Raw genomic sequence first — 25923 nt, 5'->3', positions numbered from 1 at the left:
CGACCCCGCGCGGACCGTACGCCGACGTCAGCCGGTCGTCACCGCCCCGGTGGGCTGGTCCGTCGCCCCGCCGGCCGACGGCGCCGCCGGGGACGCGGCCACCTTGCAGCTGGGCTGCTCGGCCATCGCCGCCTTGACGTCGCCCTGCTCCAGCCGCTTCAGCGCCTGGGTGCCGTTGTCGCCCTGCTTGCCGACCTCCTTGGTCTGGAGGGCGACGCCCTTGAGGCCCGTGGCGAACTTGCCCTGGTCCTTGGTGTCGAGCCCTTCGACCTTCTTCTTCAGGTCGGCGTACGACGTGGAGAGGCCGGCGAGGTTCTTCGCGGCGTCCTGCTGGAGCTTGGCGCCGCCTTCCACGCCGGGCGGGGTCCCCGCGCCGTCCAGGGCGCCCGCGAGCGCCTTGTAGCCGTCGGCCAGGTCCTGGAACGCCTCGACGTACGTCTTCTGGGCGCTCTTGGGCGGGAGGTTGCTGTCCCTGGCGATGGCCGCGATCGACGCGTTGGCGGCATTGATCTTCGCGCTCTGCGCGGGCACCGCGTCGCACACCGTCTTGGCCCAGGACACGAGCTCGGGGTCGGGCCCCTTGTCCTCGCTGCCGCTGCACCCCGACACCGTCACCACCAGTACCGCACCGCCGGACAGTGCGGCCGCGAGCTTCTTGTTCACCGGATCGGTCCCTTCCATGGCTCTCGGCCCCCGGAATCTACACGCGGACGGACCGCCTCCCCGAGCCGGAGGAGGCATCGGTCAGCTTTTATGACCTTTTGTGCCATGGGAGAGAAGGCTCACCACGTGGGTGATCACACATGGAGAACGGGCGGACGGCGCGTGGTCTCACGCACCGTCCGCCCGCTCGCCGGCCGGGTCTTTCGCCCCGCCCTACGAAACCACCGCGGCGTCGGAGGAGTTGGCCACCCGCTCCGCGGCCTCGTCGTCGTCCCCGACGGCGATGCCGCGCCGCTTGGAGACGTACACGGAGACGACGATCACCAGCAGCGCGAGGATCGCGATCCCGATCCGCACGCCGAGGTTCTTGTCGTCGCCGTAGGAGAACCTGATCACCGCGGGCGCGATGAGCAGCGAGACCAGGTTCATGACCTTCAGCAGGGGGTTGATCGCGGGCCCGGCGGTGTCCTTGAAGGGGTCGCCGACCGTGTCGCCGATCACCGTGGCCGCGTGGGCGTCGCTGCCCTTGCCGCCGTGGTGGCCGTCCTCCACCAGTTTCTTGGCGTTGTCCCAGGCGCCGCCGGAGTTGGCGAGGAACACCGCCATCAGCGTGCCGGCGCCGATCGCCCCGGCGAGGTAGGAGCCGAGCGCGCCGACCCCGAGCGTGAACCCGATGAAGATCGGCGCCATGACGGCGAGCAGACCCGGTGTGGCCAGCTCCCGCAGGGCGTCCCTGGTGCAGATGTCGACGACCTTGCCGTACTCGGGCTTCTCGGTGAAGTCCATGATCCCGGGCTTCTCGCGGAACTGCCGCCGTACCTCGAAGACCACCGAACCGGCCGAGCGTGACACGGCGTTGATGGCGAGTCCGGAGAAGAGGAAGACGACCGCGGCGCCCGCGACGAGGCCGACGAGGTTGTTGGGCTGCGAGATGTCCAGGGAGAGGCTGAGCGGCGAGCCGGGCCCGGACAGCTTCTCCCCGACGTCCTGCACGTTGGTGGTGATCGCGTCGCGGTACGACCCGAACAGCGCCGACGCGGCGAGGACGGCGGTGGCGATGGCGATGCCCTTGGTGATGGCCTTGGTGGTGTTGCCGACCGCGTCCAGGTTGGTGAGCACCTGGGCGCCCGCCCCCTGGACGTCGCCGGACATCTCGGCGATGCCCTGCGCGTTGTCGGAGACCGGTCCGAAGGTGTCCATGGCGACGATCACGCCGACCGTGGTGAGCAGGCCGGTGCCGGCCAGGGCGACCGCGAACAGCGCCAGCATGATCGACGTGCCGCCGAGCAGGAACGCGCCGTACACGCCGAGCCCGATGAGCAGCGCCGTGTAGACGGCCGATTCCAGACCGACCGAGATGCCGGCCAGCACGACGGTGGCCGGGCCCGTGAGCGAGGTCTTGCCGATGTCCCGCACCGGGCGGCGGGTGGTCTCGGTGAAGTAGCCGGTCAGCTGCTGGATGACCGCGGCGAGCAGGATGCCGATGGCCACCGCGACCAGTGCGAGGATGCGCGGGTCGCCGTCCTTGCCCCTGATCGCCGCGTCGGTGACGCCGTGCAGGCCGGAGTACTTCGACGGCAGGTAGACGAAGACCGCCACCGCCACCAGCGCGAGCGAGATCACCGCGGAGATGAAGAAGCCGCGGTTGATCGCGGACATGCCGCTGCGGTCGGCGCGGCGCGGGGCGACCGCGAAGATGCCGATCATCGCGGTGAGGACCCCGATGGCGGGCACCAGCAGCGGGAAGGCCAGTCCGGAGTCGCCGAAGGCGGCCTTGCCGAGGATCAGCGCGGCCACCAGGGTGACGGCGTACGACTCGAAGAGGTCGGCCGCCATGCCGGCGCAGTCGCCGACGTTGTCGCCCACGTTGTCGGCGATGGTCGCGGCATTGCGCGGGTCGTCCTCCGGAATGCCCTGCTCGACCTTGCCGACCAGGTCGGCGCCGACGTCGGCGGCCTTGGTGAAGATGCCGCCGCCCACCCGCATGAACATCGCGATCAGGGCGGCGCCTAGGCCGAAGCCCTCCAGCACCTTCGGCGCGTCGGCCGCGTACACCAGCACCACGCAGGAGGCGCCCAGCAGGCCGAGCCCCACCGTGAACATGCCGACGACACCGCCCGTGCGAAATGCGATCTTCATCGCGGTGTGCGAGACGGCGGTGAGATCCTTTTCCGGTTCGCCCCGCGCGGGGGTGGCTTCCCGGGCCGCCGCGGCGACCCGCACGTTGCTGCGCACCGCGAGCCACATGCCGATATAGCCGGTGGCCGCCGAGAAGCCCGCTCCGATCAGGAAGAACACCGAGCGGCCGATCCGCTGATTCCAGTCGTCCGCGGGCAGCAGCAAGAGCAGGAAGAACACGACGACGGCGAATACGCCGAGTGTGCGCAACTGCCGGGCGAGATAAGCCTTGGCGCCTTCCTGGACCGCCTCGGCGATCCGTTTCATGCTGTCGGTGCCCTCGCCCGCGGCGAGCACCTGTCGCACCAGGATCCCCGCGACCACCAGCGCGGCCACGGCGACCGCGGCGATGACCGCCACGATGATCCGGTTGTCGTCGGTCAGGACCGCGGCCGCGAGGGAAGTCGGGTGACCCGACTGATGAGGGTTAGAAAGCCCCGCCATTCGTCCTCCTTGACGCTTGGGCTGAGCTCAAGATGTGGACGGATTGTAGGTACCCGCGAGTGATCTAAACAGGGGACGGTAAACGGATTCGGCCTTCCCGTGCCTCTTCAGCAAATGATCGAGCTGACAGACGGAACCTGAAAGAGGTAATGCCTCAAAAGCATTGACGGCCGCATTGGCGCTTGATCGAATTATCGGGCTATTGATCGTGAATTTCTTCACGTATTCCGACGGACTCCGGAAAACACGGAGAGGGCCCTGCTGAGCAGGGCCCTCTCACGGGTGTACGACGGCCCGGGGGCCGGGACGCGGGCGGGTCGGGGGCCAGGACTCGGGCGGGTCCCGGACCAGGACGCGGCCGGGTCGGAGAAGCGGAGCGGTCAGAGGAGCGCCGTGGCCGGCGGGGCGGCCGGCCAGGACATGCGGATCAGGCCGCCGTTCTGCCCGGTGGTCACCTGTACGTCGTCGACGAGGCCGCTGATGACCGCGAGGCCCATCTCGTCCTCCTCGATCTCGGCCTCGCCGTCCTGCGCGCCGGGCGTGTCGCCGTCCGGCACGGCGTGCGGCGCCTCGTCGCCGACCTCGATGGAGAACTGCTTCTCCTCCTCGATCAGCGCCACCTTCACCGGTGCCGTGACCCCGCTGTTGCGGTGCAGTCCGACGGCGCGGGAGCACGCCTCGCCCACGGCGAGCCGGACCTCGTCCAGGACCGCCTCGTCCACCCCGGCCCTGCGCGCCACCGCTGCCGCCACCAGCCGGGCGGTCCGGACGTGCTCGGGGAGCGCGCTGAAGCGGAGTTCGACGGTGGCCATGCATCCCCCTCGCGACTACGGGCGTGCGGTCGGGGGCGGGGCCGGGTGGCCGCACCCCCTGGTGTCGTTCTGTACCCCGGCCGCGGCACCTGCCCGGGGCCGGGCCGTTCACCGGTCCGGCACGCGGGACGGTCGTCCGTACGGCTCGGGTCGGTCATCGGCCCGGAAAGGAGCGGTTGCCGCCCCTGCCGGGACCGGCCGGCCCCCGGGCGCCGGACGGAGCCCGGCGCCGGCGGCCGGTCATCGGTCGGTGGCCGGCCGTCAGTCGGTGGCCGCCACCGCTTCGTCGACCGAGGTGTGGATCGGGAACACCTTGGTGAGTCCGGTGATGCGGAAGATCTTGAGAATGCGCTCCTGGTTGCAGACCAGGCGCAGCGAGCCCTCGTGGGCACGCACCCGCTTCAGGCCGCCGACCAGCACGCCGAGTCCGGTGGAGTCGAGGAAGTCCACGCGCTCCATGTCGACGACGAGGTGGAAATTGCCGTCGTTCACCAGCTCGACCAACTGCTCGCGCAGCTTGGGCGCGGTGTATACATCGATTTCGCCACCGACCTCGACGACCGTACGATCGCCGACGGTACGGGTCGACAGGGACAGGTCCACGGATCCTCCAGCACCTTGCTATCGAGCGGTCGCCCCTCGGGCACCTCGGCTTACGGCCCTCAGGACGCTTCGCCAGCCGCGATGGCATTCAATCACTTACCGGCAGGCGTGCACGACGCCTTGACCCCATTGTCCGTCACGTCAGTGACACACTCGGTGCCGATGGCCAAGAATCACCGATCCGATCGAACCCCGCCGGACCCGGCGCCCCGCCCGTCTCCGGGCGCGGTCCTGGACCGGCTCGCCTCGGGGCCGAGCCGGGCTGCGCGCATCACTCATACGGAGCACTTGCCCCCGCGCGCGGGTCGCCATGCCGTCTGGCCTGACCGTATTCGGGCCGAGGTGATCGCGGCCGTCCGGTCGTGCGGCATCGAACACCCCTGGGCGCACCAGGCGCTGGCCGCCGAACACGCCCTGGACGGCGACTCGGTGGTCGTCGCCACCGGTACCGCCTCCGGCAAGTCCCTGGCGTACCTCGTGCCCGTCCTGTCCGCCCTGCTGGACGGTGCCGAGGCGCCCAGCGGCCGCGGCGCCACCGCCCTCTACCTGGCCCCCACCAAGGCGCTCGCGGCGGATCAGTGCCGGTCGGTGAAGGAACTTTCACAACCGCTCGGCAGCGCCGTGCGCCCCGCCGTGTACGACGGCGACACCCCGTTCGAGGAACGCGAGTGGATCCGCCAGTACGGCAACTACGTCCTGACCAACCCGGACATGCTGCACCGCGGGATACTCCCGTCCCACCCGCGCTGGTCCTCCTTCCTCCGATCGCTCCGGTACGTCGTCATCGACGAGTGCCACACCTACCGCGGCGTGTTCGGCTCGCACGTCGCCCAGGTGCTGCGCCGCCTGCGCCGGCTGTGCGCCCGCTACGGCTCCTCCCCCGTCTTCCTGCTGGCCTCGGCGACCGCCGCCGAGCCCGCGGCCGCCGCCGGCCGGCTGACCGGCCTGCCGGTCGTGGAGGTCGCCGACGACGCCTCCCCGCGCGGTGAACTGGTCTTCGCCCTCTGGGAGCCGCCGCTCACCGAACTCCACGGGGAGCGGGGCGCGCCCGTGCGGCGCACCGCCACCGCCGAGACCGCCGACCTGCTGACCGACCTCACCGTGCAGGGCGTCCGCTCGGTCGCCTTCGTCCGCTCCCGGCGCGGCGCCGAACTGATCTCCGTCATCGCCCAGGAGAGGCTCGCCGAGGTCGACCGCTCCCTGGTCCGGCGGGTCGCGGCCTACCGCGGCGGCTACCTCCCCGAGGAACGCCGCGCCCTGGAGCGGGCCCTGCACTCCGGGGAGCTGCTCGGGCTGGCCGCCACGACGGCCCTGGAGCTGGGCGTGGACGTCTCCGGCCTGGACGCGGTGGTGATCTCCGGCTACCCGGGCACGCGCGCGTCCCTGTGGCAGCAGGCGGGCCGCGCGGGCCGCTCCGGCCAGGGTGCCCTCGCGGTGCTCGTGGCCCGCGACGACCCGCTGGACACCTTCCTCGTCCACCACCCCGAGGCCCTGTTCGACCAGCCGGTGGAATCGACCGTCCTCGACCCGGACAACCCCTACGTCCTCGCCCCGCACCTGTGCGCCGCCGCCGCGGAGCTGCCGCTGACCGAGGAGGACCTGGACCTCTTCGGTCCGGGCTGCGCGGACGTGCTGCCGCAGCTGGAGGCCGCGAAGCTGCTCCGCCGCCGCACGCGGGCCTGGCACTGGACGCGCCGGGAGCGGGCCGCCGACCTCACCGACATCCGCGGGACCGGCGGCCGCCCGGTGCAGATCGTGGAGTCCGGCACGGGCCGGCTGCTCGGCACGGTCGACGCCGCCGCCGCGCACTCCGCGGTCCACGAGGGCGCCGTCCACCTGCACCAGGGCCGCACCTACCTGGTGCGCGCCCTGGACCTGGAGGACTCGGTCGCCCTGGTCGAGCGGGCCGACCCGCCGTACTCGACGGTCGCCCGCGACACCACGGCGATCTCCGTCCTGGAGACGGACACCGAGATCCCCTGGGGCGCCGGCCGCCTGTGCTACGGCTCCGTCGAGGTCACCAACCAGGTGGTGTCCTACCTCCGCAGGCGCCTCATCACCGGCGAGGTGCTCGGCGAGACGAAGCTCGACCTCCCGCCCCGCACGCTGCGCACCCGCGCGGTGTGGTGGACGGTCACCGACGACCAGCTGGACGAGGCCCGGATCAGCCCGGAGATCCTGGGCGGCTCCCTGCACGCCGCCGAGCACGCCTCCATCGGCATGCTGCCCCTCTTCGCGACCTGCGACCGCTGGGACATCGGCGGTGTGTCCGTGCCCCTGCACCCCGACACCCTCCTGCCCACGGTGTTCGTCTACGACGGCCACCCCGGCGGCGCGGGCTTCGCCGAGCGCGCCTTCCACACGGCCCGTGCCTGGCTCGCCGCCACCCGCGAGGCCATCGCGTCCTGCGAGTGCGAGGCCGGCTGCCCGTCCTGCATCCAGTCCCCCAAGTGCGGCAACGGCAACGACCCGCTGCACAAGAGCGGCGCGGTACGGCTGCTGACGGTGCTGCTGCGAGACGCACCGGAGGAGAAGCCGTCCGAGAAGCCGGCGGAGCCGGCGGAGTCGGCCGAGAAGCCGTCCGAGAAGCCGGCGGAGCCGGCCGAGAAGCCGGCGGAGCCGGCGGGCGAGGCGGAGGTGGGAGAGGCGAGGGCCGATTAGGGAAGCGGCCCCGGGCAGTGGGGTGGGGGCCGCGCCCGAGCGGGTTCCGGGGGAAGGGCCCCGCCGGGCGGCCGGCGGCGGCACCGGTCACCCGACTGGGGGCGGCCCCGGGCCCGGGGGGCCCTCGGCGGGTGGTTCCCCCTCCGGCAACCGGTGGGGCGCGGGGTACCGACCGTGCCGAGGCCGGGGTCTCAGCGCCTCGGCCGGCCCCGAGTCCGCCGGTCCGGCCCTCGCCCTGACCCGCACGGCGAACGGCCCTCTTCCCGCGGCCGCCGTCACCTCCGCCGTGTCACCGACGATCGCGCACCGCACCAGCCGTACGCCCTGGGCCGCCGTCAGCCGTTCCGCCCCGGCGCAGGCCGCCGTGCCGCCCTCGGCCCAGTGGTCCGCCGCCGCGAGTGCCGCGAGGTCCGCGCCCCCGGCCGCCCGGTGCCGGGCGACGACGGCCTGGCCGAGTGCGAGGACGGCGCCGAACACCACGCACAGCAGGGCGATCACCCCCAGGCTCCACACGGTGGCGGACCCCCGGTCACCGCCCCGCGGCCGGCGCCGCCCGGCGTCCTGCCCATCCCCGCGCCTCACGGGCCCGCCTCCCCCGGACTCACTCCCGCGCCTCACGGGCCCGCCTCCCCCGTGCGCGCCGCCGCCCCCACGGTGTCCTCGGCGAGTGCCACGGCCTCCTCCCGGACCTCGAACGGCAACCCGCTCAGCACCGGCGGTTTCGCCACCACCGTCACCCGGACCCGGTCGCCCTCCCGCGCGACGGTCACCCGGGCACCCCGCGGCGCCGCCTCCCGGGTCACCGTCACCACCGCGTCGGCCCGGTCCTGGCGGGCGGCGGCCCGGGCGCCCGCCCGGGCCGCGTCCACGCACTCGATCTGCGCGGCGACCACGAGCAGGCCCCAGACCAGCGCCATCGCGAACGCCACCAGCACGGACAGCACCACGGCCGCCTCCGCGGTGACGAACCCCCGGTCGCCGCCCCGCTCACATCCGCGCACTGAGGGCCTTCTTCACGATGGCCGCCAGTTCCGCCCGGACCTGGCCGCTGGTGACGACCTCGTAGAGCAGTACCGCGAAGCCGACGGCAGCGATGATCCCCATGGCGTACTCGGACGTCACCATTCCGGCGTCCTGCCGCCGCATCCTTCGCGCCCGTACCGCCGCTTTCCTGAGCTTTCCCCACATCTCGACCCCCGTGCGCCTTTCCGTCGTCCCCGTGTGCCGTGTCGCCGTCATGCGTCGTTCATCGTGATTGGTCGTCATACGTGGTTCCCCCTGTTTCATCACGCTTGGTCGTCATGTGCCGTGTCTCCGGTCCCGGCCGTACGCGGTGGTCGCCCGTGTGCCGCGTCTCCGGTCCCGGCCGTACGCGGCGGCCGCCCGTGCCCGCCTCCCCGTGCCTCACCCCCCTCCCAGCGCGCCGCCCGCCAGCCCGATCACGACCGGCAGCACGCCCACCGCGATGAACGCCGGGAGGAAGCACAGGCCGACCGGTGCCGAGATCAGGACGGCGGCGCGGCGTGCCCGGGCGGTCGCCGCGCGGCCCCACTCCGCTCGCGCGTCCGCCGCCAGCCGGGTGACCGGACCGGCCGCGGGCAGCCCCGACTCGCCGGCCCGCTCCAGCAACCGCGCCAGCGCACCCGCGCCGGGCAGCAGGGCCAGGCCCCGCCAGGCGTCCGCCGGTGCGCCGCCGAGCCGGACCTCCGCGGCACCCCGCGCGAGCGCCTGCCCGACGGGCCCGCCGAGGGCCTCGCCCACCGCGTGGGCCGCGATCACCGGACCGGCGCCGGCGGCGATGCAGGCGGCCAGCAGATCGGCCGCGAGCGGGAGCTGACGCGCGGCTCCGGCGGTGTCGACCACCTCACCGCGGCCGGCCGCCGTGCGCCGGCCCCACCACCGCCAGAGCGCGACGCCGGCGCATACGCCCAGCAGGGCCCCGACGGCCCCGCCGACCAGCGCCCAGACCCCGCACGCGGCTCCCGCCGGCGGCAGCCACCGCCGTACCTCGGCCGGGACCGCGAACGGTGCTCTGCCCGAGGCCACCCCGGGCCCCAGGAGTGCGGCCACCCGGCGCCGCGCCCGACGGCGCCGATGGGCCAGCTCCAGCTCGCGCACACCCCAGCAGACGGCCAGCACCGCGAGCCCGGCCGTCCCCAGCCTGTGGACAACGTCCGCGCTCATACCGCCTCGGCCTTCCGTACGATCCACGCCGCCCACCACATCCCGGCGCCCTCGAACACCGCCCCGACCGCCAGGCAGCCGGCGCCGGCCCCGCTGTGCAGCAGGACGCGCAGCGGATCGGCTCCCATGGCCGCGCCCAGGAGCAGGCCGAGCGCGGGCAGCACGGCGAGCAGCACCGCGGTGGCCCGGGCACCGGACAACTGGGCACGCAGGTCCGCCCGCTGGTCCCGCTCCGCGCGCAGGGCCCCCTCCAGCCGGTCGAGCCCGGTGGCGAGTCCGGCGCCCCGGTCCACGGCCACCCGCCAGCACGCGGCGAGTCCCAGCAGCCCCTCCGCACCCGGCCGGCGTGCCGCGGCGGCGAGCGCACCGGGCACGTCCCCGCCGAACCGCGCCGCCGCCACCACGGCGGCTTGTGCGCCGCCGAGCCCGCCCGAGTCCCGCGCGGCCCGCAGCAGCGCGGCCCCCGGCTGCCGTCCCGCCCGCACCTCCCCGGCGAGCCCCGCGCACAGGGCGATCACCGCGTCGGCCCGCCGCTCCCGAGTGCGCCGGGCCTGCCGGGCCAGCCGCACCCGTCGCAGCACCGGGATGCCGGCCGCCCCCGCGGCGACCGGGATCAGCGAGGTGCCCAGCACGGCGAGCACCACCCCGGCTGCCGGCGCCCACCACTCGGCGCCCAGCGGAGCGGCTCGTCGCCGCAGCTCCGCGAGGACCCGCTCCGGAGCCGGCGGCCCGGTCGCCGCCGTCCCTGCCCCGGCCATCAGCAGCCGCGCCCTGCGCATCCCGTGGTGCCGCCCGGCCAGCAGCCGGGCCATGGCCCCGAGACAGAGCAGCGCGGCCGCCGTGCACGCCTCACCGACCACGCCCGCCACCTCCCGTGCACGTCTCACCGATCACTTCCGTCACCTCTCCCGCCGCTCCGGGACCGCGTCCGCCCGCGGCTCACGCGGCCCCCACCGCTCCCACCGCTCTCTCGCTCCCGCGCTCGCCCTCGAACCCGCCCGGCCCCGTCAGGAGGTGCCGCAACCGCTCCCACCCCCGCTCCCGCACGAACGCCCGTTCGCCCCAGCGGAGCGCCGGTACCGTACGCACGAGCCCGGCGGCATCGCGCTCCAGCACGTGCACCTCGTCGATCCGGCGCCGCCCGGACCGGTCCCGTACGAGGTGCACCACCACCGAGAGGGCCGCCGCCAGCTGGCTGTGCAGCGCCGCCCGGTCCAGCCCGGCGGCCGTGGCAAGCGCCTCCAGCCGGGCCGGCACGTCCGCGGCGGCGTTGGCGTGGACCGTGCAGCACCCGCCCTCGTGGCCGGTGTTGAGGGCCGCGAGCAGGTGCACCACCTCGGGTCCGCGCACCTCGCCGACCACCAGCCGGTCCGGCCGCATCCGCAGCGCCTGCCGCACGAGGTCCTCCAGGGTGACCAGGCCGGCGCCCTCCTGGTTGGCGGGCCGGGTCTCCAGCCGGACGACGTGCGGGTGCTCTGGCCGCAGCTCGGCCGAGTCCTCGGCGAGCACGATCCGCTCCCCCGGTCCCACGAGCCCGAGCAACGCGCTCAGCAGCGTGGTCTTGCCGCAGCCTGTACCCCCGCTGACCAGGAAGGACAGCCGGGCGCCGAGGAGAGCCCGCAGAATCCGGTCGCCGCCGGGCGGCACCGTGCCGGCCGCGACGAGTTCCTCGACGGTGAAGGCCCGCGGCCGGACCACCCGCAGCGCCAGGCAGGTGCAGCCGACGGCGACCGGGGGCAGCACCGCGTGCAGCCGGGTCCCGTCGGGCAGCCGCGCGTCCGCCCAGGGCCGGGCGTCGTCCAGCCGGCGTCCGGCCACGGCGGCCAGCCGCTGCGCCAGCCGGCGGACCGCCGCCGCGTCGGGGAAGGCCACCGGGGTCAGTTCCAGACCGCCGCCGCGGTCCACCCAGACCCGGTCCGGGGCGGAGACCAGGACGTCGGTGACGTCCGGGTCCGCGAGCAGGGGCTCCAGGGGGCCGGCGCCGACGAGTTCGGACCGCAGCCGTTCGGCCGCGCCGAGGATCTCGGCGTCGCCCAGCACCCGGCCCTGTTCGCGCAGGGCCTGGGCCACGCGCGCGGGGGTGGGTTCGGCGCCGCTCTCGGCGAGCCGGCGGCGGACGCCGTCGAGCAGGGCCGCGCCGTCGGCCCGGTCCAGTCCGGGCAGGGTCACCGGGTGCCTCCCGACTCGGCCAGCGCGCGCTCCCAGAAGTGCGCGCAGAAGCGGGCGAGCGGGCCGCGCCCGGTCGCGCCGGGCGGCTTCTCCCCGGCCCGCGGGCGCAGCAGCGACGGTTCCACGGGGACCTCGCCGGCCAGGGGCAGACCGAGCAGCCCGGCCACCCCCCGGTCGTCCAGGCCGGGCGCGTAGGGCCCGCGGACCGCCACGCGCAGGTCGCGCACGACCATGCCGACGGCCGAGGCGACGCGGCCGGCGGCCGCCACCGCCCGCAGGTCGGCCGGGACGACGAGGAGGGCCAGGTCGAGCTGGGCGAGGGCCTCGGCGACCCCGTCGTCGAGACGGCGGGGCAGATCGACCACGACCGTGCCACCGCGCCGCCGGGCGGCGGCCAGCACCGCGCGCACCGCCGGGGACGGGACGGCGACGCAGTCGCCCCGGTCCCAGCTGAGCACCCGCAGGGCGTGCAGCTCGGGCAGCGACTCCTCCAGGGCGCCGCCGCCGACCCGGCCGCGGGAGGCGGCGAAGGCGGGCCAGCGCAGCCCCTCGGCGCCCTCGCCGCCGAGGAGCACGTCGAGTCCGCCGCCGAGCGGGTCGGCGTCCACCAGGAGGGTGCGCAGCCCTTCGCGCGCGGAGGTGACGGCGAGCGCGCACGCGAGCGTGGACGCCCCCGCCCCGCCCCGGCCGCCGATCACCCCGACGGTGAGGGCGGGGCTGCCGGTGCCCTCGGCGACGTCGGCGATCCGGTCGACCAGCCACGGCTCGCCGTCGGGCAGCATCAGCACGTGGTCGGCCCCGATCCGGACGGCTCGTTTCCACACCCCCGGGTCGTCCTGGTCCCGGCCGATCAGCACCACGCCGGGCCGGCGCACGACCCCGTGCACCCGGCGGGCGGCGTCGTCGCCGACCAGCACGAGCGGGGCCGCGGACCAGCCGTCGCCGGATTCCGGTACGCCGTGGTGGACTTCGGGAGTGGCGCCCGCCGCCGCGCACAGGCGCAGCAGATCGTCCAGGAGTACGGCGTCCTCGGTGACGATGAGCGGCCGGCCGGGCCGGTCCCCGGAGTCGGGCGGCGGGTGGTGGGTGACGGTTCCGGTCACGGGTGTTCCCCCTTCGCTGCACGGGCCGCGCGGCCTGCGCGGCCACGCGATTCCCAAAGGTGTGAAGAACCGGTAAGCGGCCTCCATATGAACGGCCGATAGGAACCGGCCATACGCGCCCCGGCAATCGGAACCGGCCATGAACTCGCCGTGACCGGAGCACGCGGGAATCACAGTGCAGCGATCTCCGAAATAAAGTGGATCTTGGTCGATAACTGTGGACAAGACCGACCCTGTGAATATCTCCGTCACCCGTACCGGTGATCCCGGTCCTGATCCGCGTGCGATCTCCACAGGGATCCGCGCACGACTTCCGGAGAGCAGTCTTTCGATTACACTCGGTCACGAATCATGGGCATGCCCGACCTGCGGGCGCTAGGCCCGCGACGGGCGATGGAGCCGTACGAGTGAGGGGGAGGAGGGTGAAAACCCATCCGGACATGCGACGACCCCCGCCGGGGGGGAGAGCGGGGGTCGTCCCCACGGCCGACTCGGGGGGGGAGGAGCCGGACCGGGTTAGCACGGTCGCGAACGATCCGTGACTTCCATGGTGTACCCGAGAGCCCTCTCAGGCAAACCCACACGCCCCACCTTACGCCGAATGGTGGGCGCCTATGCTCAGGGGCGTGGAAAACCACTCCTTGCCCCGCGCAGCAGCCTTCTTTGACCTGGACAAGACGGTCATCGCGAAGTCGAGCACGCTCACCTTCAGCAAGTCCTTCTACCAAGGCGGGCTGATCAACCGCAGGGCCGCCCTGCGTACCGCGTACGCCCAGTTCGTCTTCCTGGCGGGCGGCCTCGACCACGACCAGATGGAGCGCATGCGGGAGTACCTCTCCGCACTGTGCCGAGGCTGGAACGTCCAGCAGGTGCGGGAGATCGTCGCCGAGACCCTGCACGACCTGATCGACCCGATCATCTACGACGAGGCCGCCTCCCTCATCGAGGAGCACCACGCGGCCGGCCGGGACGTGGTGATCGTCTCCACCTCGGGCGCGGAGGTGGTCGAGCCGGTCGGCGAACTGCTGGGCGCGGACCGCGTGGTCGCCACCCGCATGGTCGTGGGCGAGGACGGCTGCTTCACCGGGGAGGTGGAGTACTACGCGTACGGCCCGACCAAGGCCGAGGCGATCAGGGAGCTGGCCGCGTCCGAGGGCTACGACCTCGGCCGCTGCTACGCCTACAGCGACTCGGCGACCGATCTGCCGATGCTCCAGGCCGTCGGGCACCCGCACGCCGTGAACCCCGACCGCGCGCTGCGTCGGGAGGCCGTCGCGCGCGGGTGGCCGGTCCTGGAGTTCCGCCGCCCGGTCCCGCTCAAGAAGCGGCTGCCCACGTTCTCCGTGCCGCCCCGGCCCGCGCTCGTCGCGGCGGCGGCCATAGGAGCTGCCGCGGCGACCGCCGGGTTCGTCTGGTACGCCAGCCGGCGCCGCGGCACGGCCTGACCGGCACCCGGCACCCGGCGGCGGCTCCCGCCGCGAGAGCACACGACGGCCGGCGCTTCGCCCCGCCGCGAGAGCACACGACGGCCGCCGTTTCACCTCGCCGCGGGACACACGACGGCCGCCGTTTCACCTCGCCGCGAGGCGCACGCCCGTACCGCCGCGGGACGCACGCCCCGCACGCCCGCACCACCGCGGGACGCGCGCCCGGCGCGCCCGCCCCGTCGCGGGACACGCCCGGCGCGCCCGCCCCGCCCCGCCACCGGGCGCGCGGCCGGTGCCCGTTCCGTCCCGTCAGCGGCTGAGGTTAAAGAAGTGCGGGCAGGGGTTCCGCTTCCTCCCGGCGCGCGGTACAAAGAAATCGGGCCCGCGAGACCACAGGACATCCGAGAGGATCCCCTACCACTACGCACTGGCCTACGGACCCCCGCATGACCACCGGGCACCCACGCGACGTCGACCCGTCGATTACGGGCCAGCCGCACCAGGTGACGGGCAAAGCATCCCGACCTGATGGGCGACACATCGAGGACGCTTGGTAACCGGGTGGGCATGCCAGCGGCGGTACGAGACGCCTCGTACCGCCGCAACCCCTGTCCGGGGTCCCTCAGGCCGCGCCCCGCTGGAGCGCCTCGCAGACCGCCGTCGACTCGCGCATGCCCAGCTCCACCGCCTTGCCGCAGTGGGCGATCCACGCCGCCATGCCCTCGGGGGTGCCGGAGGCGTACCCGTCCAGGGCGGCCAGATAGGGGGCGCGGCCCAGCTCGGCGTGGCCGACCTCGGCCGGGCAGACCGCCTTCGGGTCCAGCCCGCTGCCGATCAGCACGATCCGCTCGGCCGCGCGCGCGACCAGGCCGTTGTGGGACACGAAGGGACGCAGGGCGAGCAGTTCGCCGTGCACCACCGCGGCCGTCACCAGCGCCGGCGCCGAGGTGCCGGCGATGATCAGGTCCGCCAGCCCCTCCAGCCGGCCCGAGACCTCGGCCGCGTCCGGCAGCGGCAGCTCGATCAGCGGCTCGTCCACCGGCTCGCCCGCCTGGCGCGGCCTGCCGACCCGGTCGTCGCCGCTCGCCGCGGCCACCAGGTGCAGCCGGGCCAGCACCCGCAGGGGGGACTGGCGCCAGATCGACAGCAGTTGCCCCGCCTCGGCGGACAGCCGCAGGGCCGCGCCCACCACGCGGGCCTCGGCGTCGGCGCCGAAGTCGGTGCGCCGCCGCACCTCCTCCAGGGCCCAGTCCGCGCCGGACAGCGCCGCCGAGCCGCGGGCGGCACGCAGGGCCGCCTCGGAGGTGACCTCGTTGCTGCGGCGCCGCATGACCCGGTGCCCGTAGACCCGGTCCACGGCCTTGCGCACGGACTCCACGGACTCGGCCACACCGGGCAGCGTGCCCAGGGCCGCGAGCGGATCGGCGGTCGCGCCTGTCGTACTCATGAGTACGACAGTACGCACCCCGCCGCGCCGCCCCACGAAGGAGTGGTCTTCTTCACTTACTCGTGACACGTACAGCTATCACCCGACTACCCTTGGTGAACATGAAAATTGCTTTCGTCGGGAAGGGCGGCAGCGGCAAGACCACGCTCTCCTCCCTGTTCATCCGCCACCTGGCAGCCGCCGGAGCGCCGGTGGTCGCCATCGACGCGGACATCAACCAGCACCTCGGGCCCGCGCTCGGCCTCGGCGAGGAGGAGGCGGCGGCACTGCCCGCCATGGGCGGACAGCTGCCGTTGATCAAGAACTACCTGCGTGGCAGCAACCCGCGCATCGCCTCGGCCGCGACGATGATCAAGACGACCCCGCCCGGCGAGGGCTCACGGCTGGTCCGCGTGCGGGAGCCCAACCCCGTCTACGACGCCTGCGCGCGCCCGGTGGAGCTGGACGGCGGCGCGGTCCGCCTGATGGCCACGGGCCCCTTCACGGACGCCGACCTGGGGGTCGCCTGCTACCACTCCAAGACGGGAGCGGTGGAGCTGTTCCTCAACCACCTCGTCGACGGCCCCGACGACTACGTCGTGGTCGACATGACGGCCGGCTCGGACTCCTTCGCCTCCGGCATGTTCACCCGCTTCGACATGACCTTCCTCGTCGCCGAGCCGACGCGGAAGGGCGTCTCCGTCTACCGCCAGTACAAGGAGTACGCCCGCGACTTCGGCGTCGCCCTGAAGGTCGTCGGCAACAAGGTCCAGGACCCGGACGACCTCGACTTCCTGCGCGCGGAGGCCGGGGACGACCTGCTCGTGACGGTCGGGCGCTCGGACTGGGTGCGCGCCATGGAGAAGGGCCGCCCGCCCCGGTTCGACCTCCTGGAGGAGGCCAACGCGGCCGCCCTGGACGTCCTCCGGGCCACCGTCGACGCCGCCTACGAGCGGCGCGACTGGGAGCGCTACACCCGCCAGATGGTGCACTTCCACCTGAAGAACGCCGAGTCCTGGGGGAACGAGCGCACCGGGGCCGACCTGGCGGCGCAGGTCGACCCCCACTTCGTGCTCGGCGAGAGCGTCGCCGCGCCCGCCTGACGGCTACCGCTTGTCCGCCGGCGCCCCGGGCACGCCCTTGGGTGCCGGGGCCGGCCGGCCGGACAGGAAGGACGCCCAGCCCTGCCGGGGCGCCTCGCCCACCTCCAGGGTGCGCAGCCTCGCCAGGGTCTGCGGGTCCTGGGCGTCCAGCCAGTCGGCAAGCTGGTGGAAGGAGACGCAGCGCACCTCGGGCTTGGTGCACACCTCCTTCACCACGTCCTCGACGGCCCGCATGTAGGTGCCGCCGTTCCACGACTCGAAGTGGTTGCCGATGACCAGGGGCGCGCGGTTGCCGTCATAGGCGCGGTAGAACCCCTTGATGAGGCCGTCGCGCATCTGGTCGCCCCAGTAGTCGAACTTGTCCGGGTCGCCCTGGGTCTCGGTGCCGGACTGGCTGAACATGAAGTTGTAGTCCATGGTGAGCTGCTCGTAGTTGTGGCCGGGGAAGGGCACGAGCTGCATCGACAGGTCCCACAGGCCGTCCTTCTTCCTGGGCCAGACCTGGTTGTCGACCCCGCTGGAGTCGTACCGGAAGCCCAGCTCGCGGGCGGCCTTCCGGAAGTTCTTCTGCCCTTCCAGGCAGGGGGTGCGGGCGCCGATCAGCTCCTTGTCGTAGTCGAAGGGCAGGGGCGCCTCCCCCTTCATCCCGGAGTTGGTCCGCCAGGACTTCACGAAGCTCTTGGCCTGGGCGATCTCGCTCTTCCACTCGTCCACCGACCAGGTGCCGACCCCGCCGTCGGGTCCGCAGAAGTGGCCGTTGAAGTGGGTGCCGATCTCGTTGCCCTCCAGCCATGCCCGGCGCACCTGCTCCAGGGTGTCGGCGATGCCCCGCTCGTCGTTGAAGCCGATGTCGGAGCGGCCCGCCGCGTGCTGCGGCGGCTTGTAGAGGTCGCGTTTCTCCTCGGGCAGCATGTACACGCCGCTGAGGAAGTAGGTCATGGTCGCGTTGTTCTCCTTGGCGACCTTGCGGAAGTGCGAGAAGAGCTTCTGGCTGTCCTCGCCCGCGCCGTCCCAGGAGAACACGACGAACTGCGGGGGCTTCTGCCCGGGACTCAGCCGCTCCGGGGTGGGCAGGTGCGGTTGCGCACCGGTGTAGACGGTGGATCCGTCGCCGATCGGGCGGAAGACGCTGCCCGGCGCCGGCGCCCCCTTCGGGCCCGGCGTCCCTTGCTTCGTGGCGTCGGGGTCGCTCGCGCAGCCGGCGAACGACGCCGCACAGGCCGCGGCGACCATGGCGCCTACGGCGATCCTCTGGGTGGCGGCCATGTTCCGCCCACCTTCTTCCTTCTCTCAGACACACGCTGATGAGGGCGTTTTCTGGTGCTTTGCCGGGCTTGACCCGGCAGCGCCGCCAAGATCGCACGGGACCGAGAAGGAATTAGTACGACAAGCCGATCAAGTGATTAATTCACCCCAGTGAGGGATCGGCTGCCCCGTTCACCCCGGCGGAACGTGCCGGGTCTTGACGTGGCCTCGCGTTTCCTTCGCACACGAAGGCACAAGCGGAACCGAGGAGGAAAGCCGGACGGAAAGCGGCGTCCGTCGAGGTGAGGGGCCACCGACACCCGGGCGGCCGACCTTACCGAGAAAGGTCTACACCAATTTTCCCGTCGACCCTTGTCATCGGCCCCCCACGTCTGATGAGCTGTGGCCCGGGACACAACGGACACCCTTCGAAAGGGAGATGTCGTGAGCAACGAAAGCCTGGCCAACCTGCTGAAAGAAGAACGCAGGTTCGCGCCGCCCGCCGACCTGGCCGCGCACGCCAACGTCACCGCGGAGGCGTACGAGCAGGCCAAGGCTGACAGGCTCGGCTTCTGGGCCGAGCAGGCCCGCCGGCTGACCTGGGCCAAGGAACCGACCGAGACGCTGGACTGGTCCAACCCGCCGTTCGCCAAGTGGTTCAAGGACGGCGAGCTGAACGTCGCGTACAACTGCGTGGACCGGCACGTGGAGGCCGGCCACGGCGACCGCGTCGCCATCCACTTCGAAGGTGAGCCCGGCGACAGCCGCTCGATCACCTACGCGGAGCTGAAGGACGAGGTCTCCCGGGCCGCCAACGCCCTGCTGGAACTCGGTGTGCGCAAGGGCGACCGGGTCGCCATCTACATGCCGATGATCCCGGAGACCGCGATCGCCATGCTGGCCTCGGCCCGCATCGGCGCGGCGCACTCGGTCGTCTTCGGCGGCTTCTCGGCGGACGCGCTCGCGACCCGCATCCAGGACGCGGACGCCAAGGTCGTCATCACCGCCGACGGCGGCTACCGGCGCGGCAAGCCGTCCGCGCTCAAGCCGGCCGTCGACGAGGCGGTGGAGAAGGCGGGCAACGTCGAGCACGTGCTCGTGGTGCGCCGTACCGGCCAGGAGGTCGTCTGGGACGGCGAGCGGGACGTTTGGTGGCACGACCTGCTGGGCCGGCAGTCCGCCGAGCACACCCCGGAGGCGTTCGAGGCGGAGCACCCGCTGTTCATCCTCTACACCTCGGGTACGACCGGGAAGCCGAAGGGCATCCTGCACACCTCCGGCGGCTACCTCACCCAGGCGGCCTACACCCACTGGGCGGTCTTCGACCTCAAGCCGGAGACGGACGTGTACTGGTGCACGGCCGACGTCGGCTGGGTGACCGGGCACTCGTACATCGTGTACGGCCCGCTGGCCAACGGCGCGACGCAGGTGATGTACGAGGGCACGCCGGACACCCCGCACCAGGGCCGGTTCTGGGAGATCGTGCAGAAGTACAAGGTCACGGTCCTGTACACGGCACCGACCGCGATCCGGACGTTCATGAAGTGGGGCGACGACATCCCCGCCAAGTTCGACCTGAGCAGCCTGCGCGTCCTGGGTTCCGTCGGCGAGCCCATCAACCCGGAGGCCTGGGTCTGGTACCGCAAGCACATCGGCGCCGACCTGACGCCCGTCGTGGACACCTGGTGGCAGACCGAGACCGGCGCCATGATGATCAGCCCGCTGCCCGGCGTCACCGAGACCAAGCCCGGCTCGGCGCAGCGCGCGCTGCCCGGCATCAGCGCGACCGTCGTCGACGACGAGGCGAACGAGGTGCCCGACGGCGGTGGCGGCTACCTGGTGCTGACCGAGCCGTGGCCGTCGATGCTGCGCACCATCTGGGGCGACGACCAGCGGTTCATCGACACCTACTGGTCCCGCTTCGAGGGCAAGTACTTCGCCGGTGACGGGGCGAAGAAGGACGACGACGGGGACATCTGGCTGCTGGGCCGGGTGGACGACGTGATGCTCGTCTCCGGGCACAACATCTCCACCACCGAGGTGGAGTCGGCGCTCGTCTCGCACCCCTCGGTCGCCGAGGCCGCCGTCGTGGGCGCCGCGGACGAGACCACCGGCCAGGCCATCGTCGCGTTCGTCATCCTGCGCGGCACCGCCTCCGAGAACGAGGCGCTCATCGGCGAGCTGCGCAACCACGTGGGGGCCACGCTCGGCCCGATCGCCAAGCCCAAGCGGATCCTGCCGGTGGCGGAGCTGCCGAAGACCCGGTCCGGCAAGATCATGCGCCGCCTGCTGCGGGACGTCGCCGAGAACCGTGAGCTGGGTGACGTCACGACCCTGACCGACAGCACCGTGATGTCCCTGATCCAGAACAAGCTGCCCGCGGCGCCGAGCGAGGACTGAGCGCCGGAAGACGCGCGACGCCTTGGGGCGCCCGGCCGGTCCGGCCGGGCGCCCCAAGGCGTCCGCGGTGAGCACCACCGCACCCGCACCGGCTGCGGGTAAAGTGGGGGGAGAGTCGCGGCACGCGACACGACGGGTGCGCCGGGAAGTCTGGTCGGCATGTGAATTCCCCCTGCCCCGGAGGTCTCCCGTGACCGCGCCCCACACCCCCACCCCCCGCAAGGTCCTCGGCCGGCTGTCCCTGCCCGAGCGCACCTCCGTCGCGGACGCGCTGCGCACCGAGACCGTCGGCGGGGTCCTCCTGCTCGCCGCCGCCGTCGCGGCACTGCTGTGGGCGAACGTCCCGGCGCTGCGGGACAGCTACACGAGCGTCGGCGGGTTCCACCTCGGCCCCGGCGCCCTCGGCCTGCGCCTCTCCGTCGCCCACTGGGCGGCCGACGGGCTGCTCGCCGTGTTCTTCTTCGTCGCCGGCGTCGAACTCAAGCGCGAACTGGTCGCGGGTGACCTGCGCGACCCCAGGGCCGCCGTGCTGCCCGTCGTGGCGGCGCTGTGCGGGATGGCCGTACCCGCAGTCGTCTACACGCTCACCAGCCTCGCCGGGAACGGCTCCACGCAGGGGTGGGCGGTGCCCACCGCCACCGACATCGCCTTCGCCCTCGCCGTCCTCGCGGTCATCGGCACCTCCCTGCCCGGCGCCCTGCGCGCCTTCCTGCTCACCCTCGCGGTCGTCGACGACCTCTTCGCGATCCTGATCATCGCGGTCTTCTTCACCGACCGGCTGAACTTCCCCGCCCTCGGCGGCGCCGCCGCCGGCCTCGCCCTCTTCTGGTTCCTGCTGCGCAAGGGCGTGCGCGGCTGGTACGTGTACGTGCCGCTCGCCGTCGTCGTCTGGGCGCTGATGTACAACAGCGGCGTGCACGCCACCATCGCCGGGGTGGCCATGGGCCTGATGCTGCGCTGCACCACCCGCAAGGGCGAGCGGCACTCCCCCGGCGAGCGCGTCGAGCACCTGGTGCGGCCCCTGTCCGCCGGGCTCGCCGTCCCGCTGTTCGCGCTGTTCAGCGCCGGCGTGCCGATCTCCGGCGGAGCCCTCGGCGACGTCTTCACCAAGCCCGAGACGCTCGGCGTCGTGCTCGGCCTGGTCCTGGGCAAGACGGCCGGCGTCTTCGGCGGGACCTGGCTGACCGCCCGTTTCACCCGCGCCCGGCTCAGCGCGGAGCTGGCCTGGGCCGACATCTTCGCCGTGGCCGCGCTCGCCGGGATCGGCTTCACGGTCTCCCTGCTCATCGGTGAGCTGGCCTTCGAGGGCGACACCCTGCTCACCGACGAGGTGAAGGCGTCCGTCCTGACCGGATCACTGCTCGCGGCGGTCGCCGCCGCGGTGCTGCTGAAGCTGCGCAACGCCCGGTACCGCAGGCTGTGCGAGGACGAGGAGCGCGACGAGGACCTCGACGGCATCCCGGACGTCTACGAGCAGGACGACCCGGCGTACCACCTCCGCATGGCCGAGATCCACGAGCGCAAGGCCGCCGAACACCGGCGTCTGGCCGCCGAGCGGGCGGCCGGGACACGCCACGGGCTTGCGGAAGTACCGGGCGGGGCAGGCGAGGAGAGCGACCGTCCGGCATGATCTGACGAGACGGTACAGAACAAGACGGCCGCAGGCGCACGACAGCCACCCGGATGGCCCAGCGTGCGAAGACGGCCGTGCCGCACGGCGCACGTGCGGCACGACAGACCTCTGAGGGAGAACGCGATGAGCGCACCCGACGGCAGCCCGGTCGGCGCCGAACGCAGCATCGGCCAGCTGTTCGCCTCGGCGACGACCGAGATGTCGGCGCTGGTGCACGACGAGATCGCGCTGGCCAAGGCCCAGCTCAAGCAGGACGTGAAGCGCGGCGCGGTGAGCGGCGGCGCCTTCTCGGTGGCCGGCGCGGTGCTGGTGTTCTCGCTGCCGATGCTCAACTTCGCCCTGGCGTACGGCATCAGGACCTGGAGCGGCTGGAACCTGGCCGTCTGCTTCCTGCTGTCCTTCGCCGCCAACGTACTCGTCGCGGGCTTCCTCGCGCTCATCGGCACGGTGTTCGCGAAGAAGGCCAAGCGGGGCCAGGGCCCGCAGAAGGTGGCCGCGTCGATGAAGGAGACGGCGGGCGTCCTGCAGAACGCCAAGCCGCACCCCCGCCCGGAGCTGCCCGAGGACCGGGCACCCGCGGCCATCGAGGCTGTGGCACGCTCGTCGTCATGACCGACCCAGCCGCCCCCTCGCCCGTACGGATCGACCTCCCGGACGGGACGCGGGTCACCCACCGGGACGTCGCCGCGAACGGCGCCCGCTTCCACATCGCCGAGCTGGGTGACGGCCCCCTGGTACTGCTCCTGCACGGCTTCCCGCAGTTCTGGTGGACCTGGCGGCACCAGCTCACCGCGCTCGCGGACGCGGGCTACCGGGCGGTGGCGATGGACCTGCGGGGGGTCGGCGGCAGCGACCGCACGCCCCGCGGGTACGACCCCGCCAACCTGGCGCTGGACGTCACCGGGGTGATCCGCTCACTCGGCGAGCCGGACGCCGCGCTGGTCGGCCACGACCTCGGCGGCTACCTCGCGTGGACGGCCGCCGCGATGCGGCCGAAACTCGTACGGCGCCTCGCCGTGGTGTCGATGCCGCACCCGAGGCGGTGGCGCGCGGCCATGCTGCGCGACGCCCGGCAGACCGCCGCCGGCTCCCACATCTGGGGGTTCCAGCGGCCGTGGCTGCCGGAGCGCCGACTGACGGCGGACGGGGGCGCGCTGGCGGGCCGGCTGATCCGCGAGTGGTCCGGGCCGCGGCTGCCCGAGGACGCGGACGTGGAGACGTACCAGCGGGCCATGTGCATCCCGTCCACGGCCCATTGCTCGGTCGAGCCGTACCGCTGGCTGGTGCGCTCGCTGGCCCGGCCGGACGGCGTGCAGTTCTACCGCAGGATGAAGCGCCCGGTGCGGGTCCCCACCCTGCACCTGCACGGCTCGCTGGACCCGGTCATCCGCACGCGCAGCGCGGCCGGTTCGGGCGAGTACGTCGAAGCGCCGTACCGCTGGCGGCTGTTCGACGGGCTCGGCCACTTCCCGCACGAGGAGGACCCGGCGGCGTTCTCCGCGGAACTCGTCAACTGGCTCAAGGATCCCGAACCCGACCGGTGACCGTTCCGTGAGCGGGAGGGTGCGCGGAGTATCCGAATCGTGAACACTTGTCCCCCGAACGGCCACATGCCCGCCGCATAGGCCGATTGGGGGGCGCCCGGGTGGTTATCGACCTTCGGCCGGGGGCAGACGTCCGGGTATGGGCTGGACGCACGACTACAGTGACGCACCCCGCGACCGGCGCTCGGCCACGCGCCTGAGCATGCCTCAGCGAGGCACCCCGCAACTCGCGGAGGGCGACCTGCGGGTGGGAATCCCGCGCATCCTGCGCCGCCGGGCCCGCTGGGTCTCGGTACGCCTGCGTCACCCGCGGAGCTGACCGCCATGCGCCGTCCTACAGGGCGCAGTTGTCCGTAGCCACCTGCTCGTTGGCCGCACGGCCCCGTTCGATGTCGGGCCGGATCTCGTCCGCCGTCAGGGCGTAACCGGTGTCCGCGTCGTCGAGGGACTTGGCGAACACCACGCCGAACACCCTGCCGTCCGGCGTGAGCAGCGGGCCACCGGAGTTGCCCTGGCGGACGGTGGTGTACAGGGAGTACACGTCGCGGCGCACGGTGCCGCGGTGGTAGATGTCCGGGCCGTTGGCCGTGATGCGCCCGCGCACACGTGCGGCGCGTACGTCGTACGAGCCGTTCTCCGGGAAGCCCGCGACGATCGCGCCGTCGCCCCCGGCCGCGTCCTGGCCGGTGAACCGCAGCGCGGTCGTCCGCAGGTCCGGTACGTCGAGTACCGCGATGTCGCGCTTCCAGTCGTACAGGACGACCTTGGCGTCGTACCCGCGCCCCTCGCCGCCCACCTGCACCCGCGGTGCCTCGACCCCGCCGACCACGTGCGCGTTGGTCATCACCCGGCGGTCGGCGAAGACGAACCCGGTGCCCTCCAGCACCTTGCCGCAGCTCTGGGCGGTGCCGGTCACCTTGACGATGGAGCGCTGGGCGCGCAGGGCGACCGGGCTGTTCGCGAGGGCCGGGTCCGGCGGCCGCACGTCCTTGATCGGCTCGTCGGAGAAGGGGCTGAAGACCTGCGGGAAGCCGTTCTGCGCGAGCACGGAGGAGAAGTCCGCGAACCAGGTGTCGGCCTGCGCGGGCAGCGCCCGGGAGACGCCGAGGAGCACCTTGGAGCCGCGGACCTCCCTGCCGAGCGTGGGCAGGGTGGTGCCGGCTAGGGCGGAGCCGATCAGCCAGGCCACCAGGAGCATCGCCAGGACGTTGACCAGCGCGCCCCCGGTGGCGTCCAGGGCGCGGGCCGGGGACCAGGTGATGTGCCGGCGCAGCTTGTTGCCGAGGTGGGTGGTCAGGGCCTGGCCCACGGAGGCGCAGACGATGACGACGGCCACGGCCACGACGGCCGCGGTGGTGCCGACCTCCGCCTGGTCGGTCGCGGCGGCCCAGACGACGGGCAGCGTGTAGACGGCGAGCAGGCCGCCGCCCAGGAACCCGGTCACCGACAGGATGCCGACGACGAAGCCCTGGCGGTAGCCCACCACCGCGAACCACACGGCCGCGACGAGCAACAGGATGTCCAGCACGTTCACTGCTTCAGGCCTCGCCTACTCACTCCGCTCCCAGCAGCTCGGCCGGGGCCCGGGGCGCCCCCGGGGCATACAGCACGGGGATCACCCTGTCATGCGTGCCAGTCGAGCGGGACCTGCTTCGCCCGGTCCCACGGGCGCTCCCAGCCCGCGTAGTGCAGCAGCCGGTCGATCACGCCCGCGGTGAAACCCCAGACCAGGGCCGATTCGACCAGGAACGCCGGACCGCTGTGGCCTCTGGGGTGGACGGCGGTGGCGCGGTTGGCGGGGTCCGTGAGATCCGCCACGGGGACGGTGAAGACCCGGGCGGTCTCCTTGGGGTCGACGACACCGACCGGGCTGGGTTCGCGCCACCAGCCGAGCACGGGGGTGACGACGAAGCTGCTGACGGGGATGTAGAGCCGGGGCAGCACGCCGAAGAGCTGCACGCCGGACGGGTCGAGCCCGGTCTCCTCCTCGGCCTCGCGCAGCGCGGCCCGCAGCGGGCCCTCGCCCTGCGGATCGCCGTCCTCGGGATCGAGCGCGCCGCCCGGGAAGGACGGCTGCCCGGCGTGCGAGCGCAGCGACCCCGCGCGCTCCATGAGCAGCAGCTCGGGGCCCCGCTCCCCCTCGCCGAACAGGACCAGTACGGCCGACTGCCGTCCCGAGCCGTTCTCCGGCGGCAGGAAGCGGCTGAGCTGGCGCGGCTCGACCGTCTCGGCGGCGCGTGCGACGGGGTCCAGCCAGGCCGGGAGCCCCTCCTCGCTCAGTGTCACCGGACCACCCTGTGTGTCGCTCGCCCTCGCCATCGCCACCCC

23 protein-coding genes are annotated in these 25923 nt (G+C 73.2%); 8 read left to right on the top strand and 15 right to left on the bottom strand.

Features of this window, described 5'->3' with window-relative positions; genetic code table 11:
- Positions 1-27: 27 nt before the first annotated feature.
- The 4 genes from ACZ4K2_RS27750 to bldG form a co-directional block, all read right to left on the bottom strand.
- A complete protein-coding gene (locus ACZ4K2_RS27750) occupies positions 28-663 on the bottom strand; it encodes a small secreted protein (protein ID WP_467467963.1) in 636 nt (211 codons plus the stop codon).
- A gap of 213 nt (positions 664-876) precedes the next feature.
- Complete coding sequence (locus ACZ4K2_RS27745) at positions 877-3285, bottom strand: sodium-translocating pyrophosphatase (RefSeq protein WP_467467965.1); 2409 nt, start codon at positions 3283-3285, stop codon at positions 877-879.
- A gap of 380 nt (positions 3286-3665) precedes the next feature.
- Positions 3666-4097, bottom strand: coding sequence for an ATP-binding protein (locus ACZ4K2_RS27740; RefSeq protein ID WP_467467966.1), 432 nt, complete (start codon positions 4095-4097; stop codon positions 3666-3668).
- Between the two features lie 261 nt (positions 4098-4358).
- Positions 4359-4700, bottom strand: coding sequence for an anti-sigma factor antagonist BldG (bldG, locus tag ACZ4K2_RS27735; RefSeq protein WP_358780164.1), 342 nt, complete (start codon positions 4698-4700; stop codon positions 4359-4361).
- A gap of 81 nt (positions 4701-4781) precedes the next feature.
- Between bldG and ACZ4K2_RS27730 the strand changes: the two genes are divergently transcribed.
- Positions 4782-7361 (top strand): DEAD/DEAH box helicase, encoded by a 2580-nt coding sequence (locus ACZ4K2_RS27730; protein WP_467467969.1) that lies wholly within the window; start codon positions 4782-4784, stop codon positions 7359-7361.
- Between the two features lie 87 nt (positions 7362-7448).
- On the opposite strand, the gene ACZ4K2_RS27725 is transcribed toward ACZ4K2_RS27730, so the two are convergent.
- From ACZ4K2_RS27725 to ssd, 7 genes are all read right to left on the bottom strand, one after another.
- Positions 7449-7943, bottom strand: coding sequence for an Rv3654c family TadE-like protein (locus ACZ4K2_RS27725; protein WP_467467972.1), 495 nt, complete (start codon positions 7941-7943; stop codon positions 7449-7451).
- A gap of 32 nt (positions 7944-7975) precedes the next feature.
- Positions 7976-8362, bottom strand: coding sequence for a TadE family type IV pilus minor pilin (locus ACZ4K2_RS27720; protein WP_467467975.1), 387 nt, complete (start codon positions 8360-8362; stop codon positions 7976-7978).
- The gene (locus ACZ4K2_RS27715; protein WP_467468808.1) at positions 8349-8549 is read right to left on the bottom strand and encodes a DUF4244 domain-containing protein; all 201 of its coding nucleotides are present in this window, start codon (positions 8547-8549) and stop codon (positions 8349-8351) included. The genes ACZ4K2_RS27720 and ACZ4K2_RS27715 overlap by 14 nt, the downstream gene beginning before the upstream one ends.
- A 216-nt stretch (positions 8550-8765) precedes the next feature.
- The gene (locus ACZ4K2_RS27710) at positions 8766-9545 is read right to left on the bottom strand and encodes a type II secretion system F family protein (RefSeq protein ID WP_467467978.1); all 780 of its coding nucleotides are present in this window, start codon (positions 9543-9545) and stop codon (positions 8766-8768) included.
- Positions 9542-10357, bottom strand: a complete 816-nt coding sequence (locus ACZ4K2_RS27705) for a type II secretion system F family protein (RefSeq protein ID WP_467468810.1) — start codon at positions 10355-10357, stop codon at positions 9542-9544. The genes ACZ4K2_RS27710 and ACZ4K2_RS27705 overlap by 4 nt, the downstream gene beginning before the upstream one ends.
- Positions 10358-10484: 127 nt before the next feature.
- Positions 10485-11714, bottom strand: coding sequence for a TadA family conjugal transfer-associated ATPase (locus ACZ4K2_RS27700; protein WP_467467980.1), 1230 nt, complete (start codon positions 11712-11714; stop codon positions 10485-10487).
- Positions 11711-12817, bottom strand: a complete 1107-nt coding sequence (gene ssd, locus ACZ4K2_RS27695; RefSeq protein WP_467467981.1) for a septum site-determining protein Ssd — start codon at positions 12815-12817, stop codon at positions 11711-11713. Before ssd ends, ACZ4K2_RS27700 begins: the two co-directional genes overlap by 4 nt.
- A gap of 614 nt (positions 12818-13431) precedes the next feature.
- Here ssd and ACZ4K2_RS27690 point away from each other — a divergent pair.
- Positions 13432-14262 carry an HAD family hydrolase gene (locus ACZ4K2_RS27690; protein ID WP_467467984.1) on the top strand — a complete coding sequence of 277 codons (831 nt, stop codon included), beginning with the start codon at positions 13432-13434 and terminating at the stop codon, positions 14260-14262.
- A gap of 604 nt (positions 14263-14866) precedes the next feature.
- Here the strand turns inward: ACZ4K2_RS27690 and ACZ4K2_RS27685 are convergent.
- On the bottom strand, positions 14867-15691 hold the full coding sequence (locus tag ACZ4K2_RS27685; RefSeq protein ID WP_467467986.1) for a Fic family protein: 825 nt from the start codon (positions 15689-15691) through the stop codon (positions 14867-14869).
- Between the two features lie 101 nt (positions 15692-15792).
- Here ACZ4K2_RS27685 and ACZ4K2_RS27680 point away from each other — a divergent pair, with 101 nt between their 5' ends.
- Positions 15793-16773 (top strand): ATP-binding protein, encoded by a 981-nt coding sequence (locus ACZ4K2_RS27680; RefSeq protein WP_467467988.1) that lies wholly within the window; start codon positions 15793-15795, stop codon positions 16771-16773.
- Positions 16774-16776: 3 nt separating this feature from the next.
- Here the strand turns inward: ACZ4K2_RS27680 and ACZ4K2_RS27675 are convergent, their stop codons facing one another.
- Positions 16777-18039: a polysaccharide deacetylase family protein gene (locus ACZ4K2_RS27675; protein ID WP_467467990.1), complete on the bottom strand. Its 1263-nt coding sequence runs from the start codon at positions 18037-18039 to the stop codon at positions 16777-16779.
- Between the two features lie 423 nt (positions 18040-18462).
- Between ACZ4K2_RS27675 and acs the strand changes: the two genes are divergently transcribed.
- From acs to ACZ4K2_RS27650, 5 genes are all read left to right on the top strand, one after another.
- Positions 18463-20418 (top strand): acetate--CoA ligase, encoded by a 1956-nt coding sequence (gene acs, locus ACZ4K2_RS27670; protein ID WP_467467992.1) that lies wholly within the window; start codon positions 18463-18465, stop codon positions 20416-20418.
- Positions 20419-20608: 190 nt separating this feature from the next.
- Positions 20609-22048: a Na+/H+ antiporter NhaA gene (gene nhaA, locus ACZ4K2_RS27665; RefSeq protein ID WP_467467994.1), complete on the top strand. Its 1440-nt coding sequence runs from the start codon at positions 20609-20611 to the stop codon at positions 22046-22048.
- 126 nt (positions 22049-22174) lie between these two features.
- Positions 22175-22663, top strand: a complete 489-nt coding sequence (locus ACZ4K2_RS27660; RefSeq protein ID WP_467467996.1) for a phage holin family protein — start codon at positions 22175-22177, stop codon at positions 22661-22663.
- On the top strand, positions 22660-23595 hold the full coding sequence (locus ACZ4K2_RS27655; RefSeq protein WP_467467999.1) for an alpha/beta fold hydrolase: 936 nt from the start codon (positions 22660-22662) through the stop codon (positions 23593-23595). The genes ACZ4K2_RS27660 and ACZ4K2_RS27655 overlap by 4 nt, the downstream gene beginning before the upstream one ends.
- 139 nt (positions 23596-23734) lie before the next feature.
- Positions 23735-23914: a hypothetical protein gene (locus ACZ4K2_RS27650; RefSeq protein WP_467468001.1), complete on the top strand. Its 180-nt coding sequence runs from the start codon at positions 23735-23737 to the stop codon at positions 23912-23914.
- 15 nt (positions 23915-23929) lie between these two features.
- Here ACZ4K2_RS27650 and ACZ4K2_RS27645 read toward each other — a convergent pair whose 3' ends face one another.
- Together ACZ4K2_RS27645 and ACZ4K2_RS27640 are read right to left on the bottom strand one after the other, a co-directional pair.
- Positions 23930-25129, bottom strand: coding sequence for a MarP family serine protease (locus tag ACZ4K2_RS27645; protein WP_467468004.1), 1200 nt, complete (start codon positions 25127-25129; stop codon positions 23930-23932).
- Between the two features lie 89 nt (positions 25130-25218).
- Positions 25219-25914 (bottom strand): NUDIX hydrolase, encoded by a 696-nt coding sequence (locus tag ACZ4K2_RS27640; RefSeq protein ID WP_467468006.1) that lies wholly within the window; start codon positions 25912-25914, stop codon positions 25219-25221.
- Between the last annotated feature and the right edge of the window lie 9 nt (positions 25915-25923).

It is taken from the genome of Streptomyces sp. NPDC025833 (genome assembly GCF_055558055.1).
The sequence above is the reverse complement of the archived record's forward strand: the minus strand, read 5'-3'. Positions and strand labels throughout refer to the sequence as shown.